Origin of the sequence: Virgisporangium ochraceum (assembly GCF_016863655.1) — a bacterium.
Lineage (GTDB): Bacteria > Actinomycetota > Actinomycetes > Mycobacteriales > Micromonosporaceae > Virgisporangium > Virgisporangium ochraceum.
Genome location: NZ_BOPH01000034.1, coordinates 23,334 through 45,204, shown reverse-complemented (window position 1 = coordinate 45,204; position 21,871 = coordinate 23,334). Strand labels below are relative to the sequence as shown.

Below are 21,871 nucleotides of genomic sequence, written 5' to 3'. Positions count from 1 at the left end.
TCACTCCTCTCAGAGCGGGTGCATCGTCATCACGTAGCCGTCGGGGCTGACCCAGACCCGCAGCCTGGTACCCCCGTTCTCGCTGATGACGGTACCGGGGCCGAAGTCGTGGTCGTGTGCGTGGTTGCCCGTGATCGGGTCGATCTTGGAGGGCGCCGGCGAGCCGCTGACGGCCCGGTTGGCCAGGTCTTCGAAGTCGTCGGGATCCAGGTCCTCGTGGAACTTCGTTCCTTCGCTCGGTGTGCCGTAGCCGTGCAGCCCCAGGACGTGAACGGCGAGCCGCTCCGCCGTCAGCTTGACCGGCCCGGTGCACGGGGGTGCCACCGCCGGCAGAACGGTGCCCGTCACATGGCACGTGTGAACCTCGGCCGCTTCCTCCGTGTCCGCCACCGCGCCGGACGTCCAGTAGGCCCGCAGGGCCTCCCACAGGTCCCGCGCGGTCCGGTCGGCCAGTTCGGCGGCGGCGCTCTTCCGCGCCTCGTCGGCCGACTCCCGGGCGGCTTCGGCGGCACGCCGGGCGCGCTCGGCCGCCGCCAGCTTGGCGGCGAGAACGCCGGGCGGGAGGGGACCTCCCGCTGCGGACGGGTCGAGGAGCTCCCACAGCTCCCAGGACTCGTTCGGACCCAGGAGGCCGCTCAGAGCCGGATCGTCGAGGGTGACGGGACGGCCGTCGGGGCCGGGAAGGAAGCCCAGGAAGCGGATCATCTGACGGAGCAGAGCGTCTGCTTTCGCCCGCGTGAGGACGTCGTCGAGCCACTCCGGCGTGAGCTCGGCACCGGTCGACCCGCCGTCCGGGTCGTTACCTCCGGGGGCGGCGGTGACCGGTACGTGCGGGTGCAGCGGGCGACCCGGCGCCGGCACGGGCGTCGTCGACAGATCGAGGTGGACGTACTCGGGTGACAGGAGCCGGTACAGCATGAAGAACGGGATCTTCTTGGGCTGGTTCTGGCCCCACGGGTTGTCGAGCGTGACGTCGCCGGCGTCGTCGATCTCGACGAGCTCGTACATGTGGTTCTCGATCAGACGGTACTTGTCCAGGCCGTCACGGAGCTCGTCGTTCTTGTCCTTGTCCCTGTCGTTAAGACGCTTGTCGTCCTTCTCCACCCGGCGGGTGGAGACCAGCACCGGGCTGCCCCCGGCGATCAGCTCCTTCATCTGGCGCATGACGACGCTGATCGGCTTGCCCGGCGGGGTGAGCGCGGACGCGCGCGCCGGCAGCCCGGTCAGCGCCGTGAGCGTCCGCGCCGGGTCCAGCGGGTCGCTTCCGCTGCCGGACTGGGCGTACCCGGTCGGAGGCGCGTGCCACTCGTCGGGGTAGAGATCGGGCGCGATGGCGAGACCTTCGTCGGCCGCCTTCGTCTCCTCATAGTTCCGGTGCCGCCGGTGGTACGGACGGAACAGCTTGTGGTAACCGACCCGCTCGTCGAGGTCCCACAGCAGGCCGAGCACCGTGAGGGCCTTCTCCAGGATCGGACCCCACGCCTTCCCGTGTCCCCGGGCGTAGAGGGGGCTTCCGCTCCTGCCGACCGGCAGGTCCGCGGTCACGGTCATCTCGATGACGATGCCGGACGGTACGACGCGGCCGTTCTCGACCGTCGTGTCGTGCACGAGCACGGTGTAGTCGTCGCCGTCCGCGGTCACCACATCGGCGATCGCGGCAGGCCGCCGGCCGGCGACGGACCGGATCGCGCAGATCTGCCAGCAGTTTCCGATGATGCCCTGGCTGATGTCCTCGCGGCGGACGTCGTCGGTGCCCAACGGCATCCGACCGTTCGGGCCGTCGAGCGGACGGCCGTACACGACCTTGACGGTGCCGAGCGGTGCCAACCTCGGCCGGTCGGCGGTGAGCTGGACGACCTGCTTCCCGTCGGCCGCGGTTGTGGTCCTGATGGTGAACTGTCCGGTGGGACGGGTACCCGCGCCGGACGGGTCGGCCCAGCCCTCCGGCCGCAGCGCGTCGACCAGTCGTGCCGACACGGGCATCATCGACCGCCCGTCGGCGATGTGGTACATGACGTTCGACGGCAGCACCCGGATGGCCGACGCGCGGTCGTTCTCGACGTAGGTCGCCTCGGCCCGGACGACGTCCTCCTCCGCGTGGGCGAAGCGACCCTCCGCCGTCGTCAGGTCGAAGTTGTCGTTGACCGGGCCCAGATGCACCGCGTGCCACCCCCGCAGGGCGTACACCCGCAGGCTGATCATGCCGCTCAACGTGATGTAGACGCCGTCCCGCCGGACCCTCGCCGCCAGCGTGGGATCGCTGCGTTCCAGCCGGGCCAACGCGTCGTCGGGCACCGCGACGATCTCGCCCGCCCGGTCGGGCCGGCGGGGAAGGACCGTCGGCATCAGCTCGCCGTCGACCGCCGCCGCCAGCAGGATCTCCCGGACCCTGGCGTCGTCGAGCCGGTCGAGATGTTTGCCGAAGACCATCCGGAAGTCGGTCGTTCGGGTCCTCTCGACCGGGCTCGTGTCCTCGTCCCACGTCATGGTGCCGCGCACCTGTTCGGCGGTCAGTGCCGGCAGGACCAGCGAGCCGAGGAACTCACGCACGTCGTCCGGCGCATCCGCCGGTGGCCGCTCGATGACGTCGGCGAGCTCCCGGCGCAGTTCGATGCGACCGTCGCGGTCGGCCGCTGCGTACCGGGCCATCGCGTCGCGGAGGTCGACCGGCACCGCCGGGCCGCTGTCAGGGCCGGTTCCGCCGCCGCCGCCACCGCCGCTGCCGGGTCCGGCTTTCAGCGCGGGCACCGGTTGGGCGCCACCGGTCGGAAGATCGAGATGGACGAAGTTGGAGATGATCAGCGGCAGCAGCTCGTCCCACGGAACCGGCGGCGGCTGCTGCCAACCCCAGGGGTTGTACAGCCGGACGTGGCCGTCGTCGTCGATCGAGGCGACCTCGTAGCCGTGCCATCCGACGAGGTTCGCCGGGTTCGGCGTGCCGTCGGCGACCTCGTCGTCCGGCCGCGTGGTGATGAGCACCGGGCTGCCGGCGGCCAGCAGGTCACGGATGATCTGCTGGGCCTCACGCGGCGTGCGGTTCTCCGGGGCGACCTGCGAGACGCTCACCGGCATCCCGGTGAGCATCGCCAGGAGGGTGGCCTTCCCGTAGTAGCCGATCCCGCTGCCGATCTCGGCCCAGCCGACGGGCGGCGCGCTCCACTCGTCGGGGAACGGGTCGGGACCGAGCTCGACGTTGAGCTTCTCCGCCAGGACCTCGTACTGGGTCCGCGTGCGGCGGTAGGACGGACGGAACTCCGTGTGGTAGACGGCGGCCCGCTGGCCGGGCTCCCAGATCCGGGAGACGGCCAGCAGCGCCTTCTCGAGGACGGGTCCCCAGGCCTTCCGGCCCACCGGCTTGGCGTGGACGAAGCCGCCGCGGCGGTTGACCGGCAGCTCCGGGGTCACGTGGATCGTGAACATCTCGCCGGTCGGTACGAGGCGACCGTTCTCCATCTTCGTCATGTGCAGCCGCACGGTGTAGGTGCCGTCAGTGTTCTCGACGACCACGTCCGCGAGGAGGTCGCCCTGATGGTGCGCGAACGCCTGCATCACGTTGACCACCATGCAGTCGGCGAGGACACCCTGCCTGACGTCGTCCCGGCTCGGGTTCTCGGTGCCCAGGGGCATCCGGCCGAGCTCGTCGTCGAGCGGCGAGCCGTAGGTGAAGCGGAACTTGTCGGTCGGTGCCAGCTCCGGCCGGCGGACCCAGACCTCGGTCGGCCTGTCGGACGGTCCGGGCTCGGGGAAGCCAGCCAGTGACCGGACCACGTTCACCAGAACGGACGGCACCGGCCGCATCGAACGTCCGTCACCCACGTGGTAGACGGTGTGCACTTGCAGGAGGTCCCTCGCGTGGCTGCCCCGGTTCTCGATGTAGGTGGCCTCGGCCCGGTTGGTGTCCTCCTCGACCTGGTCGTAGCGACCGGCTTCCGTCGACGGGTCGAAGTTGGCGTTCGGCGGGCCCAGCCGGACCGGCGGCCAGCCGATCGCCGCGTACGGGCCGAGGTCGACCAGGCCGCGCAGGTCGACGTAGATCTTCTCCGCCTCGAGCTGGTCGGCCAGCTCCGGCATTTCCGCCCTGATCCGGTCGATCGTCTCGGCGGGAAGGCGCACGAGCCGGCCCGCGAGCCCGGGCAGCCGGGGAAGGACTGCCGGCACGGACTCACCGGAGACGGCCTGCGCCACGAGACGCTCGCGCACCACCGCCTCGTCGAGGCCGCGAACGTCGTCGGCCCCGAACACCCGGTGGTAGTCGGCCGCGGCCGCCGCCGCGACGGTGTCGGAGCCCGGGGTCGCCGAGAGGGCCCGGCGCACCTCGTCGGCGGTGATCGACGGAAGGACCAGCGCGGCGAGGAAGCCGCGGAGGTCGTCGGGCAGCGGGAAGGCGCCGGGGTCGGCCACGTACCGGTCGAGCGCCGGCATCAGCCGGTGGCGCAGCGCGATGCGCTCGTCCGGGTCTGCCGCGGTGTATTGGTCGAGCGCGTCGCGGAGGTTCACGCCCGTCGCGAGGTCGCTGCCGGGCAGCGCGGCCGCGAACCGGTCGTACAGGTCGGGCGCGTTCGTGGCGAACACGTCGATGCCGAACGGCAGGTCCCGCAGGAAGCCTGCGGCCAGTGTCGCCCGGTCCTCGCGCCCGGTGACCCGGTCGAGGATGTCGAGCAGCGCCATGCCGTACTCGCGGAGAAGGCCGTCGGGGTCGCGGCGCAGGCCCGCCGCCCGCCGCGCCACGTAGTCGACGTACGGGTCCGGGTCGGACGCCCGGTCGACGAGCGCCACCAGGTCCCAGCCGGCCGGCGTGACCCGGCCGCGCGCGGCGAGGTCCGACCGGCGCATGCCCCGGTAGATGTCGCCCCGGTCGATACCGAGCTCCGCCAGCACGGCGGGCGCCTCGAGGACCGCGAACACCCACCGCCACTCCGCCCGCGGCAGCGTGCGGAACGCCTCGCCGAGCGCGTTGAGCCGGTTCAGGGCGTCAGGGTCGAGATGCGGTCCGGCGGCGATCGGTGTCGGCGTGCCGTCGGCCCGCAGCGAGGGGACGGCCACCGCGAACGTGCTCAGCGTGTACCCGTTCGCGACCAGCTCGTCGGTGACGTCGACGACCGGCACCAGGGGCACCGACGCGAACACCGCCGCCTGACGCCGGACGTGCCCCCTGACCACGTACAGCGAGCCGGCGTACCGGACGACCTCGATCGGCTCGTCCTCCGGCCAGGTCCACCCGTCGGACCGCATCCGCTCGGTGTACCTGTGCAGCTGTGGGTCGTCCGCCTCCACCTCCCGGGTGGGCAGGACCGACTCCGGCGACACCCACTCGACATCCGCTCCTTCGAGGACCGCGTCGACGTCGCTGTGGTGGCTCGGTAGCCGGTCGGCCCAGCGCCGCCAGTCGGGGGCGAGGAGGTCGAGGTGCACGTACTCGGGGGCGAGAGCCGGCACGAGATCGCCGAACGGCACCGGCGGAACCGGCTCGCCCGACGCGCTGTCGAGCAGCACGTTCCCGGCCTCGTCGATCCCGACGATCTCGTAGGCGTCCCCAGGCCGCAGACCGTCGGGCAACGGGCCGCGGGTGACGGTGGTGACAGTGACCGGGCTGCCCGCGTCGAGGAGGTCGCGGATCGTGCGTTCGACGTGCCGGCGGGTGCCGCCGCCCAGGAGGCCGAGGTACGACACGCGCGCGGGCATCCCGGTCAGCGCGGTCAGCAGATGCGCCCGCTCGAGTGCGGTGCTCCCGGTGGCGTACCCGGTCAGGGCGGCGCGGCCCGTCCGGCCGCGGTGGCCGTTCAGACCGGTGACGCCCTTCTCCAGGAGCGGGCCCCACGCCGCGTCGCCGGTCGACCGGGCGAAGACGGGGTCGCCGTTCTCGTCGACCGGCAGGTCCGCGGTGACGTCGAGCTCGATGACCTCGTCGGTCGGGACGACCCGGTCACCGCGGACCGCGGTGCCGTGCACCCGCACGGCGTAGGTGCCGCCGGGAAGCTCCGCGACCGCCCACCGGATGTCACCGGGGCGGGTTCCGGCCACGGCCCGGATGACCGAGATGTCGCCGCGGTCGGAGTGCTCGCCCGCGCGCACGTCGTCGCGGTCGACCCGCTCCGTGCCGAGCCGCGCGCGTGACCCGGACCGGTCCAGTGGGTGGCCGTAGGTGACGAACCCGTCGATCGCCGGCAGCTCCGGCCGGTGGACGCGGACCGGTCCCCCGGTGACGGCCGGACCGGTGCGGCGCGCGTACGGGACCGGGCCACCGACCGAGCCGACCACGTCGACGAGCGCCGCGGGAACCAGACGCATCGACCGGCCGACAGGGTTGTGGTACGGCACGTTCCGGCTGAGCAGCGAACGCGCGCGCAGCCGGTCGGCCTCGATGTACATCGCCTCGGCCCGGCGGGCGTCCTCCGCCGCCTGTGCGGCCCGGCCCGCGGCCGTCCGCAGGTCGAAGTTGCCCGCGGTCGGGCCCAGCTCCACCGGGTCGGCGCCGGGCACCGCGTACGGGGTCAGGTCGATGACACCCCGCAGGTCGACGTACACGCCGTGGCGGTCGACCCGCTGCGCGAACACCTTGTCGACGTACATGAGCCGCGTGATCGCCGCCGGCGACAGCGCGATGACCCGGCCGGCGTGCTCCGGCAGCCGGGGCAGGGTCGTCGGCCGCAGCTCGCCGTCGACGAGCGCCGCCGCGAGCCGCTCGCGCACCTGCTCCGCGTCGAGCGGACCGTCGGTGCCGAAGACCCGCCGGTAGTCGGCGGCCCGGGCCAGCCGGTTGAACCGGTTCTCCGGTACCGGCGTGCCGAGCACCCGCTCGACCCAGCCGAGGTCGAGCGGCGGAAGCACCAGCGGGTCGAGCAGCGGCCGGACGTCGGCCGGCACGGCGTCGCGGCCCTCGGGCGTCCCGTAGTAGTCGAGCAGCGGGGCGAGGACGCGGCGCAGGAGGAGCCGGCCGTCCCGGTCGGCGGTGTCGTACAGACCGGCCCAGGTCCGCAGCGTGTCGACGTCGGACAGGTCGCCGATCGTCGGCACCAGGGCGGTGAGGCGTGCCAGGACGTCGGGTTCGTCGGCGGCCAGGCGCTCGGCGGCCGCCGGCGAGAGGTTGCGCAGGAACCCGTCGGCGAGGGTCGCGTCGCGCAGGCGGTCGGGCCGCTCGTCGGCGAGGGCGAGCAGGGCCGTCGCGTGCCGACCCACCCGGCCGGCGGCGCTGCGCACCCCGTGCAGGGAGTTCGCCCGGTACGCGGCCGCGTGGACGTAGGCGTCGGACCGGTTGGCCGGGTCGAGCGCGTCGAGGAGGGCCCAGGCCGCCGGCGTGAGCAGGCCCCGGTCGCGCAGGAACGCGCGGTGCGCGGCGGCCCGCGGGTCGGCGACGTGGATACCGAGGCCGGCCGTCACCTCGGCGGCGACGAACAGGGCACGCACCCACGGCCACCCGGTCCGCGGCAGGGTGTGGAACGCCGCGCCGAGGGCGTTGAGCCGCCGCAGGCCGTCGCGGTCGAGGTGCGGCGCCGCGCCGACCGACCGGATCGGTGGCGGTGCCGGGTACGCCGCGGGCGCGGCCGCCGGCCCGGCGGGTCCCGGCCGGCCCCCGCTGTGCCGGCCGTGCGTCCCGAGCGCGCCGTGCGCGCGGACGCGGGTGGCGATCGCGGCCCGGACGGCGGCGACGTCACCCAGCAGCCACGCCGACCGCGGCACCAGCCGGGCGGCCAGCGCGCCGGTCACCGGCCCGCCCGTCCGGCCGAGCAGGGCCAGGACGAACGCGCGCTGGACCAGGTAGGCGTCGGTCTCCCGCTGCCGGTGCAGCTCGCCGAGGCGGGCGTCCGCCGCCGCGGCCGACGCCTCCGACCGGAGCACGGCCGCGACCGCGTCGGCGCGGTCGGGCTGCTGGACGTGGCGGATCTCGTGGACGAACGCGGCCACGACGTCGAGGTAGTCGCGGTCGGGGCGCACGAAGGTCCGGTCGAGCGACCGCTTGTAGAACGCGCCGAGCACGGTACCGGCCTGCCTGGCCCGGGCCAGCTCGGCCGCTACCGCCGTGGCACCGGCGGCGCCGTCGACCGCGGCGGCGTGCCGCACGTCGAGCGGGACCGCCCGGGCCAGGTGCCGCACCAGGTCGGCGGCGAACCCGGCCGGCAGGTCCGCGGCCAGCTCCTCGGCCAGCGCGCCGATGACCGCCTGGTCCAGTACGTGCAGGTGGTGCCCGTCGATGGTGATCGCGTACCCGGCGAGCGCCTCGGCGTCGAGCGGGTCGGCGATGCCGGCGGCCCGGGCGAGGCGGCTCAGCTCCCGCAGCGCGGCCCGCAACGCCGCCGCGTCGCCGGTGCTCCGGGCCGGCTCGACGAGCGCCGCCACGCGTCCCGCCTGGGCCTTCGCCGCGTCCAGTGCGGTCCGTCGCCGGGTCGCGGCCGCGTCGGTTCCGCCGGCGAGGTGACCGAGGGCGGCGTCGACCTCGTCCCGCACCCGGACCGGGATGCTCGCGGTGCCGGGCCGGCCGCCGCCGGGCGCCGCCACGGGCGGCTCGATCAGGGCGTCGATGTCGGGTACCACCGCCGGTCCGGCCGCCATCGCCGCGCGGACCGTGTCGGCGAAGGTGGTCGACCCGTTGCCGACGGCGGTGTGGTGCCGCCACAGGTCGCGCAGGTCGTACCGGCCGGCCGTGGCGGCGGTGACCACGTCGGGCGGCAGCGCTGCGCGGGCGTCGGCGTAACCGCCGTCGGGGAACTCGGGAACGAGGACGCCGCCGGGCCGGGCCAGGTAGCGGTAGACCGCGCCGTCCCACTCGGTGACCTCGACCAGCACGTCGATGGTGCGAAGCGACGCGGCCGACAGACCCGCGGTGATCGGGTCGGGGCGGCCGCCGGTCACCGGAACCGTGCCGGCGACCCACTCGGCCGCGCCGAACGAGTCGTCGGTGAGCTGCCAGGCCGGTCGGCCGGTCCGTGCCTCCTGCGCCGCCCGGATGGCGTCGAGCTCGTGCTGGAACAGCGAGTACGTCGACCGGCTGAGCGCCGGGTACGGGTACGGGTCGCGGCTGACCACGAGCTCGCGGCCGGCGCTGTCGACGGTCAACCGGCGCAGGGTGGCGTTGAAGACGACGGTGACCGTGGCCGTGGCTCCGGTGCCGACCTGGGCGTTGTAGGCCTCGTCCCGGTCGCCGGCCACAGACCGTTTCTGGTCGGCGGCGCCGGTGCCGCGGGTGACCCGGCCGATGGCCGACGGGAGCTCGACCTCGTCGGCGTCGACGGCGTACGTGCGGTTGAACGGTGCCCGCCGCGTCAGCTCGTCGGCGGCGCCGGCGACGCGCTGGCTGGCGTCGTACTCGGCCAGTTCCAGACCGGGCAGGTTCTCCTGCCGCACGTCCAGGTCGACGGTCACCGCCTCGATCCAGACCTGCAGCATCCGGGTGGGGTCGTCGGGGACGGTCACGGTGACGGTCGGGTGGCCGCCGGTCCCGGCCATCCGCTCCCATCCGGCGAGCCCGGCCAGGGCCGACAGCTGGGGGTCGAGCTGGCTGCCCACCCGGACCAGCCCGTCGTTGCCGAGTTCGGCGCGGAGCACGCGGCGCACCAGCGCGCCCACGTCGTCCAGAACGTTGGTGTGGGGCGAGAAGATCCGCGGGACCGGCACCGACCGCGGGTCGAACGGGCGCACCGGATCGACGGCCGGCCGCGCGGGTCCGACCATCAGGATGTCCGGCATCAGCTCGACGATCGTGGTGCCGACCTCGCCGACCGAGACCGTCGGGGGTCCGGCGACCTGCGCCGCCTTGACGGCCATCTGGTTCGGCTTCCGGCGCACCTCGATCCGCAGCTTCAGGTCCCGCCGGATGCGGTAGGCGCCCTCGTACCCGGCTCCCAGCAGCCGGATCCGCTGACCGCTGACCGTGCTGGTGCTGGTCTCGCCACGGGCCGAGCCGGCGCTCATCTCCGGGGTGTCCAGCGCGGCACCGGACGACGCGACCGCGCCCGACGTCGACCGGCCCGTCATCTCGGCCGTGTCGTGCTGGGCGTATCCGGAGACCATGTCGTACTGCAGGATGTCGGAGCGGTGCCCGATCACCTTCCCGGTGCCGACGAACGCGTTCAACCGCACCGTGACGCGTTCGCTCAGGTACCGCCCGACCGGCACGTCGAGCTCGAACGTCCGGCCGGCCGGGGTCTGCATGGTGTCGAGCAGGTTGACCCAGTTCTGACCGGCGAGCATGCCGTCGAGGCCCTGCCCGAGCCCGGGGGTCCGCTCGAGCGCGTCGGGCGACACCGCCTCGATGTGCCGGGTCACCAGGTCGACGAACTCCACCGGCACGCCGGCCTCGGTCAGCGACGTCGGCTCGATGAGACCCGGGCCGAGGGTCGTCCGCAGGTGGTCGGGCACCCGCATCGCCGCCATGGCCGGACCGACCGGCTCCAGGCCGGCGTAGTTGCCGAGCAGCCAGGTCAGCCGGCCGGCCGGGTCGACGGACCGGTCCATCTCGGGGTGTTCGGCGAACGCGTCGGTGAGCCGGTCGGCGAGCCGTCCGGCGAGGCCGTCGGGGGTGTCGAAGGTGTCGTCCGGCAGGCCGGGTCGGTGACCGGTGCGCACCAGGTCGCGGTAGCGGTCGAGCACGGCCGCGATGTCGAGCCGGTCGAGCTCGAGGTGCCCGCCGGCGTAGCGGCGCAGCGCGTCGGCGACCTGTTCCAGCGGCACGTCGAGCCTGCCCCGGGCGAACAGGTCGAGCGCCACCCGCTCCGGCAGCGAGTAGACCATCGTGCGGTTGTCGATGCTCGCCGTGCGGGACGTGCCCCGGTCGAGGAGCCAGGGGTTGTGCCGGGTCCCGCGGAGGTCGAACCGCACCGGCGCCTTGAACACGTACTCCACGCCCTGGTCGATGAGCAGCCGGTCCCGGCTGTTCATGCGCGCGGTGGTGCGCGAGCGCCCGTTCAACCAGCTCCGTCCGGCGGCGGTCCGGGCCGAGCCGTCCGGGTCCTCGTCGTCGGCCTCGGCCCCGGCGGGGAGGTCGTACCCGCCGGTGAGGAACGCGTTCACGTCCTGGGCGACGAGGTGGCCGAACGTCACCGAGTGCGTGGACATCGCGACGACGCTGTCGCGCGTCGCGACGTTCATCGCACCGATGAACTCGGAGGCGCCCGTGGTACCGCGGATCGACAGGCTCGACCGGGTCGGCACCGCGCCGCGCGGATCGACCACGAGGTCGGTGCGGTACTTCGAGAACATCCAGTGCCGGAACGCGACGAGGCTGCGGAGGTTGGCGAACGACAGCAGGTGCGGGAAGCTCGCCGCGCCGGGCCGGCTCGCGTCCGGCAGCACCTCGCCGACCGTCTCCTTCACGCCCGACACGTCGAGGTGCATGATCCGGGCCGAGCGCAGCACCTCCGGATCGGTGTCCGGACGGGGCGCCGCCGGCCCCGGCACCGCCGGGGTCGCGGGCGCGTCGGCCAGTGGCAGCAGCTCGACGGGCAGCGACATCTCGACGCTGCCGGTCGTGGTCGCCGAGTCGATCGGCGTCTCGTTGCCGTCGCTGTCGAGGTAGGACGCCTCCATCGTGATCGGCACCGAGAACACGGCGGTGTACCGGGCGTCGATGGTGCTTCCCCGGATGACCAGCTCACCGGCCGACGAGCCCGAGCTGTCCGTCGTCGTCCGTCCGGTGTTGGCGTTCAGGCCGCCGACCATCACCGGGCCGGGCGCGGCGTCCTGGTCGATGCCGCCCTGGATCCGGCCGGTGCGGGCCGCCGTCTGCCCGCTCGTCTCGGCGAAGGTGCCGACCCCGGCGTCGGCGATAAACACGTTCTCGGCCTCGGAGGTGCCGATGAACTGCTCCTTCCCGACCCGGATCCGCAGGCGCAGCGTCGTGTGCCGGGGTACGCGGCCGCGCTGGTCGGAGACCAGTGGCAGGTCGAAGCCGCCGCTCTGGGCGAGCTGGTCGAACCGGGCCGCGAACTGGCTGGCGGCCAGTTCCTGCATGGCGGCGATGTTCGCCCACTGGCTCGCCCGCACGCGCGGGTGGCCCGAGAGCACCGGTGCGCCGTTGCGCCACTGCGGCAGCACACCCTCGGCCTGCAGGAGTTCCTCGAGCTTCGTCCGGAATTTCCTGACCATGGTGAACCGGTGCAGGGCGGCGGGACCCGGCCCGAAGAAGCCGTCCGGTCCGAACATCCAGTCGGGGAACCGGGCGACCCGGCCCTCCGGGACGGCCTTGACCGGGTCGTCGCGCAGGCGCACCTTCCCGTCGGCGTCGCGCGTGACCGCCGCCGCCTCCACCGGCCAGCCGGCCCGGTACGCGTCCTGCTCGGTCGTGAGCAGCGCCACCTGCCCGTCGACGATCCGGGTGGCGGGCGCCGACCAGCTCGACACCTCGTCGAACGGCACGACCGTGACGGTGTGCCGCAGCGCGAGGACGTAGGCCTGGGTGCGGCCGCTGAACCGTTGCAGGTTCGCGCGGCTCGCGGTGGTACCGGCGGAGATGCCCGACCGGCGACCCGTCCGCGGCGAGTAGGTCCCGCGTCCGTAGAGGTCGGTGTCGCCGTCGGGCACCTTCACGCCGACGGCCGCGTCGAAGCCCTGGCTGCCGCCGACGCTGGTGCTGCCCGAGATGCCGGCGTAGTTCACCACCCGCCGCTCGAAGTGGTTCAGGTCGCTGGCCCGGCCGAGCATGTCGATCCCGGTCGGCACGACCTCGGTCTTGATCGTCACCAGGGTCTGCGGGCGGCCGTCGACCCAGATCAGCCGCTGGAAGCCGCTGTCCTCGTTGACCGCGTCGAGCAGCCGGGCCGGCAGCTCCTCCAGGATGAACGTGCGGACCTGTTCACGGGCGTTGCCGCCAATGTGGTCCTGCCCGGCCGGCAGCAGGTCGAGCACGGCGTCGTTGAGGGCCTCCAGCTGGTTCATCCCGATGACGCTGTGGACGGGCAGGTCCCTGTCCAGAACCGGGTCGCGCTCGTGGTCGGTGATCGTCGTGCGGTCGGCGGCCGGTACGGCGGGCTCGGTGTACGGGTGCGAGACGAACACCGACAGGGTGGTCGCGTCGCCACGGGCCGGCTGGTCGACCCGGTTCCAGCCGCTCCACTCCGCGCCCGGCTCACCGGAGCGGATCTCGGTCTCGAAGTACCCGCTGACGTTGTAGACGTCGGAGACGCCGAGGTTGTCGACCACCGCGCCGGTCATGGCGAAGTCGTTGCCGGAGCCCTGTACGGCCCACTGCCGCCGCAGCTCGCCGCCGAGGTTGGCGATCGTGTGGGTCAGCACCGTCCGGATGGCCTCGGGCGTGCCGTCGAGGTCCGGCGGGATCAGGTTCGCCAGCAGGTCGGCGACCGGGAACACGCCGCCGCCACCGGCGAGGCGGTTCGCGGTGGCACCGATGACGTGGCTGCCCTGCGGGAACTGCGGCTGCTGGCCGAGTGTCTGCTCCGACCCGACGGTCGGCGGGTCGACGACCTCGGCGATGCCGGTCTGGCGGAACCGGATGCGCACCTCGACGCTGCCCAGCCCGAGCGGGAAGACGACGCCGTCCTCGCCGACGACCCACCGCCACTGCGACCGCAGCATCCGCCACAGCTCGTCGGGGTACAGCGTGACCCACGAGGTCCGCTCGGCGATCAGCTCGTTGATCCGGTCCGTCAGCGCGTTGATGAACGGCGGCCGGCCGGCCGGCACGGCGGACGGCATCGCGTCGAGCTGCGGCAGTGCGGACTCCACCAGCGCGGCGTAGGCGTCGAACGCGGACCGGGCCGCCGCGACGAGGGCGTCGAGGGCGCTGTCCGGCCACGGCCGCGCGCTCACGTCGGGGTCGCCCGCGGCGGCCTCGACCGCCCGGACGGCGTCGCGGGCGGCCGCCGCCAGCCGGGCCGCCTCCTCGTACCGGACCGCGATCCGCAGGTGGCGGTCGCGCTCGTCGGCGGCCCGCCGCGCCTTCTGGACCGACCGCCGGTGCCGCTCCCCGGCCTGGTTGTCGGTCCTGCGGCGCAGGTCGTCGGCCGCTGCGACGACCAGGCCGAGCTCCTTGAGGTGGTCGGTCTCGGACGCGGCCGCCCGGCGCAACCGGTAGGCGGACCGGTCGTCGAGCGCCCCGACGGCCCGGTCGAGCGTGTCCGCGAGGTCGGCGGCGTCGGCGACGAGCTCGTCGTCGGGCCGGTCGGGGTCGGCGGCCAGCCCGACGATGCGGAGCAGGTCGCTCGTCTGCGCGCCGATGCGCAGGTCGGCGAACTCGTCGACCGGCTCGGCCGGCGGGTGCTGGGCCGCCGCGTCGACCAGCTGCCGCGTCGGCGCCGGCATCGTGGCGGCGTCCCACGTGTCGGACGGGTTGTCGCGGACGACCAGGCCGGCCAGCTCCTCGACGGCCGTCCGGGTCGCGGTCGGCAGCGCCGGCGTGCTCCACAGGTCGGTCAGCGCGAGCAGGACCCGCTCCACCGCGTTCCGCTCGGACGCGCCGAACTCGCGTCCGAGCGTGGCCGCGGCCTCGGCCCGCACCCCGTGCACGTCGGTGCCGTCGGCGAACCGGGCGACGAGCGAGTCGCGGATCGCGGTCACAACGTCGGCGGACGCCTGCGTCAGGTCGACGCCGACCGCCGGCGCGACCTCGACCAGTACCGCCGCGACCAGCCCGCGCGCCACGTGGCGGCGCATCACCGGCGACATGGCCTCCGTGGCCAGCTCGGCGATCTGGGCGGGGCGCAGGCCGGGCAGCAGGTCGGCGAGCGCTTCGCGCCACTCGGCGCCCGTCGGCCTCGGCGCGGTCACCTCTCCCCGTACCAGCGCCACCGCCGCGGCCAGGGCCGGATCGTCCCGCCACGGCTCGCCGGAGCTGTCGCCGGCGAGTTCGACGATCGTCCGGACCAGCTCGGACACGGCCCGGGCCCGCAGCCGCTCGCCGTAGACCGGCGCGTTGGCGAGCCGGCGCACCAGCGGCCGGACGGGCAGGTCGACGCGCACGCCGGTGAGGGTCTGCACCGTCACCGCGAGGCGCGGCTGCGCGGCCGAGCCCGAACGGACCAGGCCGGAGCCGATCAGCACCGGCATCGCGTCGCGCAGGGCGGCCCATACGGCATTGCGCCGCTCCGACCGCGCCACCGCACGCCACGACGCGTTGTCGGCGGCCAGCATCCGAACCAGCGCGACCTGGTCCGCGGTCGCGCCGGTGGCCTCGAGCGCCGCGACGAACCGGTCGAGCCGGTCGGCGCCGATCCGGTCGACGATCGGGCCGATGCGCGCGTCGGTGCCGTACTCGAGCTCGTGCCGCAGCTCGGCGAGCAGCACCCGGTCGGTGCCGTCCAACGCCCGTCCGCGCCGCCGCGACGCCGGGGTGCCGCCGCGGCCGGCCATGGTCGCGGCCAGCCCGTTCACGACGACCCGCTCGGCGACGACGGCCCGGTCGGCGGGCGGCACCCGGTCCGGGATCAGCATCTCGTGCACGGGCACGCCGTCGTCGGTGGTGTCGGCCGTCGGCCGGGTCAGGCCGGCGATGCCCGCCGGGACGGGACCGGAGACGAACCGGAACGCGGCCGCCGGCCGACGGCCGACGGGCTCGGCCAGCAGGAGCCCGGTGCCGGCGTCGAACCGCAGCCGGTACCCGTCGACGACCTCGCCGCCACGCATGGTGGCCACGGCCTCGGCCGCGGTCAGCAGGGCCAGCCGGTTGACGTCGGGCTCCCGCGGGCCGCCGTGACCGGGCAGGCCCTCCACGACGCTCGTCGGCGCCGCCGGTTCCGGGGTGGGGTCCGGCAGCCCGAGGACGAGGTACTCCCACCCGGCCCGGCGCAGGTTCTCGTAGATCTCGCGCGCCGCCGGTGAGAGCCGGTCGGCCCGGACGCCGGAGTTGTCGACCAGTTCCCAGCGGTGGCCGGCGCCGGGTCCGGCGAGGCCGAGGTGGGCCAGGTGCGCCCGCAGGTCGTCGACGATCTCGGGCCGTCCGTCGGGCGGCGCGGCCACGAGCCGGTTCACCAGCGACTGCAGGTCGCCGAGGCCGCCGAAGTCGTGCTCGGTCAGCGTGTCGTGGGGGCCGGGGACGCGGCTGCCGGGCCGCAGCAGGTGGTCGGTGCTCTCGGGACGACCCTTCCGCGAGCGGGACAGCTCCCAGATCTCGTGGGTGAGGGTGTCGATGAGGGCGCCGCCGCCGGGGTGCCGGGCCGACAGCGTGACGTCGGCGGTCCGTGCCTCGTCCGGTCGCAGCCCCGACCGGGCGCGCAGGTCGGCGTCGAGGTCACCGACCGAGACCGTCAGGCGCAGGTCGCGGCCGCGCCACAGCCGCACCCCGAGCGAGACGGCGACCACGGCGCCGGTGTCGTCGCGGTGGAGGCCGGTCTCCCGTATCCCGCGGATGACCGAGTCCTGGATTCCGGCGCCGTCGAGGCGGGCGGTCAGCTCCTGCCGGAGGTCGTCCAGGACGGCGCCCGCGTCGGACGCCGCCCGCCACCGCGCCTCGGTGCTCGTGTTCTGCACCCGGGTCGCCGTCACCGCGGGAACGCGCTGCGGGGTACTCGCCCCCAGGGCGGCCCGGACGGTCTCGGCGAACGTCGCACTGCCGTTGGACGCCGTGGTGTGGTGCCGCCACAGGTCGCGCAGGTCGAGGCGCGCGGCGTTGACGCGGTCGACCAGGTTCGGCGGCAGGCCCGCGCGGGCGTTGGCGAAGCCGTCGTCGGGGAACTCGGGCACCAGAACGCCGCCGGGCTTCGCGACGTACCGCGTCACCACGCCGTTGGGTTCGGTGACGTCGACCTGCACGTCGACGTCGCGCTCCGACGCGAGGATGAGGGCACCGGTGATCGGGTCGGGCCGGCCCGGACCCGCGCCCACGCGACCGGCGAGCCGGAGCGCCGGCGGTGCGAGGCCGTCGACCGGCAGCGTCCAGCTCGACGGCGAGACGCCGGCGTACTGACCGGCCCGGATCTCCTCGAGCTCGTGCTGGAACAGCGTGATCGTGGCCCGGCCGGTGGCGACCCGCCCGAGCGACTGCCGGCTGGTGATCGTCTCCCGGCCGGTGAAGTTGTCGACCGACACCCGGCGCAGGGTGGCGTAGTAGCTGGTCGCCACCGAGACGGTGGCCGCGTCGCCCTTCTCGAAGCTGCTGGACTCGTCGCGGTCACCGGACACGATCGACGTCTGCTCGACGGCGGCGGCGCCGGCGGACCCCTTCAGGCCGACGTCCTCGACCCCGGCCACGTCCCAGTCCTCGCCCAGCGACCGGCTCGGCGGCGCGATCCGGACCCGCTCGTCGGCCTCGCCGGACACGCGCTGGTTCCGGTCGACCTGGCCCAGCTCGACGTCCTTCCGCTTCTCCTTGATCACCCGCAGGTCGGAGAAGACCGCCTCCACCCAGATCTGGAGCTGCTGGTTGGTCTCGCCGGGGACCTTGAGCGTGACGGTCGGGTATCCGCCCTCGCTGGCCATCCGCTCGAGCCCCGCGGTGCCGGTGAACGCCGACAGCTGCCCGGTGAGGCTGGCCTCCACCGCGGCGTACCGCCGGTCGCCGAGCTCGGCGCGTACCTGCGCGCGGATGAGCGCGGTCAGGTCGCTGAGGTCGTTGGACTCGGTGGTGAACATGCGCGGCGTCGGAACGGCGCGGGGGTCGACGGGCTCGCCCGGGTCGCGGACCGGCTCGGTGGCGTCGACGAGCAGCCCGTCGGGCACCAGCTGGACCACGTCGCCGGTCAGCTTCGCGACGGAGGTCGTCGGGACCCCGATCCGGTTGAACGTCCGCGCCACGGTGCCCGGCAGGTTGGGTGTCGTCCGGGTCGCCTCGATCCGGAGGGCGAGCCCGCGCCGGACCCGGTCGACACCGCTGAACGTGCTGAGGCGCTGGATGCGGGTCCGCTGGCCGCTGTTCGAGGCGATGCTGGTGTCGCCGCGGGCCAGGCCCATGCTCGCCTCGGGCGTGTCCAGCGCCGCGCCGTGCACCGAGTGCCCGACGTTGTAGGCCCAGCCGGACCGCTCGGTGAAGCTGTGCTCCGAGAACGCGTAGTGCTGGTCGATCAGGCCGGTGTCGTCGCGGCGCCCGACGACCGTGGCCTCGTCGCCGAGCGTGCCGGTGACCCGCACCGTCACCCGCTCCGTGAAGTAGCGGCTGATCGGAACCTCGACGGTGAACTCGAGGCCGTCGACCGAGAGGATGTCGTCGAGCCGGCCGCCCCAGCGGCGGTGGGCGAGCAGGCCGGCGAGACCCTGCGCCAGGCCCGGCGTGCGACTCATCGCCCGGGGCGACACCCGCTCGATCTGCCGGGTCACCGCGTCGAGCAGTTCGGCCTTCCGGTTGGCCGCGTCGAACAGCTGCGCCGGCTCCAGGCCACCCTGGCCGAGCTGCCTGAGCAGGTGCTCCGGCAGCCGCCGCCGGGCCGCGTCGGGTGCCACCGGAGCGAACGCGCGACCGTCGCGGAACTGCTTGAGCAGCATGTGGAAGCGCCACTCCGGCGGCGCGGTGGGAGCGATGTGCGTCGCGTCCGGGAACGCGGCGAGAACCCGCTCGATCAGCCGCGCGTCGAGGCCGTCGGTGGTCTGGAAGAGGTCCGACGGCAGGCCGGGCTGCGGACCGGCGGCGGCACGCACCTCGTCCTGGTACCGCTTCAGCACGCCGAGCAGGGTCAACCGGTCGAGTTCGAGGTGCTTGCCGGCGTAGCGGCGGATCGCGTCGGCGATCTGCTTCTGCGGGATCGCGAGCTTCCCGTCGGCGTAGAACTCCAGCGCCGTGCGCTCGGGCAGGGTGTAGACGACCCGGCGGTCGTTGACCCACCGCTCGACGGTGCGGCCGGCGTTGGTGAGGATCCGGTTGTACCTCGTGCCGGTGAGCTTGAAGTCGACCGGCATCTCGAACTGGTACTGCAGCCCGGTGTGCACGGCCAGGCGCTCCCGGCCGTTGATGCGGGCGGTGGTGCGGGAGCGGCCGGTCAGCCACGACCGCCCGTACGTCGGCATGCCGGTGACGTCGACGTTCTCCGCGTCGGCCGCGGCGCCGCCCGGCAGGTCGCCGAGCAGCGGCAGTTCGGCGCCGAGGTCGCCGGTCCGCGTCTGGCCGAAGGTCGTCGAGGCGTTGGCCATCGTGAGGTTGATGTCGCCGACGACCAGCGGAGCCGTGCCGATGAACGTCGACCTGCCGGTGTACCCGCGCACGGCGAGGCTCGACCGGGTGGGTCCAACCCCCCGGGGATCGATGACCACGTCGGTGCGGTAGTTCCCGAACAGCCAGTGGTTGAACGCGATGAGGCTGCGCACGTTGACGAACGACGACAGGTGGACGAAGCTCGCCGCGCCGGCCCGGCTGGCGCGGGGCAGGACGGACCGCACGCCCTTCCACAGTCCCCTGGCGTCCATGTGCAGGATCGTGGCCCAGCGCAGCACCTCGTCATCGGTGTACGCGCCCTGGCGCCGGGTCCGCCGGAGCGACACCGTCGGCTCCGGGATCGGGGTCGTCGGCGCGGGCGTGTCTGCGTCGGGCAGCAGCCCGGCCGGCACCGAGATCCGCACCGTGCCCTGCGTCGGATCGCCGATCCGCTTCTCCCGGCCCTTGCCGTCGATGGACCAGGCCTCGAGCTCGATCTGCACCTCGAACACGGCGGTCAGGGAGCCCTCGACGAGGGTCACCTGGTTGATCACGTCGAGGGTGCCCCAGCCGGCGCTCTTGGGAACGGCGCGGCCGCCGCCGACCCCGATGCCCCCCGCGAGGAACGGCGTCGGATCGCTGTCGCCGGACAGGCCCGCGGCGCCCCGGAGCTTGTGGGCGCCCGACTCTCCGGCGTTCCGCCCGAAGATGTTCGACCCGATGTCGAGGTTGACCACGGTCTCCGCGGTGGTGGTGCCGATGAACGTCGCGTCACCGGCGTTGATCTTCAGACGGACGGCGGTGTGCTTCGTCTGCCGGCCGGGCTGGTCGGACACCAGGGCCAGCACGATGCCGTCCTGGGTCGCCTGGTCGTATCCGGCCTCCAACCGGCGCGCCGAGAGTTCCTGCATCGCGCGCAGGTTCGACAGCTGGCTCTCGCGGGTCAGCGGGAACCGTGACAGCGACCGGCCGTCGTTGCCCTTCGCCGGCAGGACACCGTCCTTCCGGAGCGCGCCCTCGACCAGCTTCTGGAACGCTCCGACGCCGGTCATCCCCTGGATGCTCGCCGATCCGCCGCCCGGCATGCCGTTCCTACCCAGGTAGTCCGGCAACCGCTCGGCCTTGCCCGGCGGCACGCCTGGCTTCGGGTCGTCGCGGAGAACGAACCGGTTGTTCTCCGGTCTGCGCACCGGGTTGTCCGCCGCGTCGAACTCGACCGCGGCCTTCTCGACCGGCAGCCCGTACCAGAACGCGTCCGGCTCGGGCAGCCGGAAGACACCCTGGCCCTTGACCTTCCCCTTCCTGGTGACGGGCGGCGGCGCCGTCAGCACGCCGACCTCGGGCGCCCGGAAGATCTGGACCGTGACCTTGTGCTCCAGCTTCAGCAGGTAGCCCTGGGTGTAGCCGGAGTAGCGCTGGACGCTCGGGTGGATCGCCGTGCCGCCGACGGCGATGGAGGCGCTGCGGCTCGAACCCGGGCCGTAGGTACCGGTCGCACGGGCCGAGCCGTCCTCGACGGGCAGCTTGAAGCCCGCGGTGTAGTCGGCGCCGCGGCTGCCGCCCATGCCCAGGCTGCCGGACGCGCCGGAGAACGTCACCCGCAGCCGTTCGAGGTGGTAGCGGTCGCTGGCCCGGCCGAGCATCCGGGCACCGTCCCGCCTGACCCTGGTTTTGATCGTCACCATGGCGATGGAGTCGCCGCCGGTCGAGATGAGCCGGCGCAGGCCCGCCGGATCGTTGATGGTCTCGTCGAGCCGGGCCGGCAGCTCCTCGAGCACCAGCGTGCGGACCTGCTGACGGGCGAGGCTGCCGACCTCGTTGTCGGTGTCCGGCAGCAGGCTGAGGACCTTGTCGTTGAGCTCCTCCAGCGCGGTCAGACCGGTGACGACGTGCTCGGGGAACCGCCACTCGCGCTTGAGGTTCGGGTCGAGCTTGCCGAGCGACGTCTGCTCCGACTCCGGGACCGCCTCCTCGGTGTACGGGTGCGCCACGAACAGCTCCAGCCGGCTGATGTCGTCGTCGACCGGGGTGTCGACCCGCACCCACGAGCCCCACGGCGCGCCCGGCTCGCCGACGCGGACCTGCACCTCCCAGTAGCCGTTGCTGTTGTACAGCGTGGAGTCGCCCCGGTTGTCGGCAACGCCTCCGGTGAGCGCGAAGTCGGACCCGGAGCCCTGCACCGACCACTGGCGCCGGAGCTCCCCGCCGACGTTGGCGACGAGGTGGTCCAGCCCCTGCCGGATCGCGCCCGTCGCCCCGCCGAAGAAGTCGTCGAACGCCTCGGGAACGAGCGCGAAGGCGGACGCCGCGATGTCGGCGAGCGGCACCGGTACCCCGGTGCCGATGCCGACGTTGCGGCTCGCCGTCGCGCCGATGACACGGCTGCCCTGCGGGAACTGCGGCAGCTGGCCGACCATCTGCTCGGACTGGACGGTCGGCGTGTTGGCCACCTCGACCTGGCTGCCGTAGTGCCACCGGACCCGGGCCTCGACCGCGCCGTGGCCCAGCGGGAACACGGTGCCGTCCTTGCCGCCCGCCCAGCGGTACTGGGTGCGGAGAAGGCGCTGGAGCTCGGCCGCCTGGACCACGTCGGGTTCGGCGTCGGCATCCGCGCCGAGCACGCCGGTGTCGCGGATCAGGCCGTTGATGGTGCGGGTCAGCGCCTTGATCATCGGCATCCGACCGGCGGGCATCGCGGTGTCGAGCGCCTCGGAGACCGGGTCCAGCTCCTTCCTCGCCGCCTCGTACCGGGCGAACGCGTCCCGGGCGGCGACGAACGCCGCGACGAGCTCGGGATCGGGAGACGGGCGGTGCACCGCGTCGGGGTCCTCGGCGACCTCCTTGACCCTGCGGAAGGCGTCGCGCGCC

Annotated in this window: 1 protein-coding gene (running past one end of the window); it reads right to left on the bottom strand. The window is 74.0% G+C overall.

From position 1 onward, the window contains the following. Nucleotides 1-9 precede the first annotated feature (9 nt). A protein-coding gene (locus Voc01_RS14010; RefSeq protein ID WP_203927832.1) for a C2 family cysteine protease crosses the window boundary here: on the bottom strand, nucleotides 10-21,871 show its end. The gene runs 23,183 nt beyond the window's last position; the window shows 21,862 of its 45,045 coding nt (coding positions 23,184-45,045); its start codon lies beyond the right edge, outside the window; its stop codon occupies nucleotides 10-12.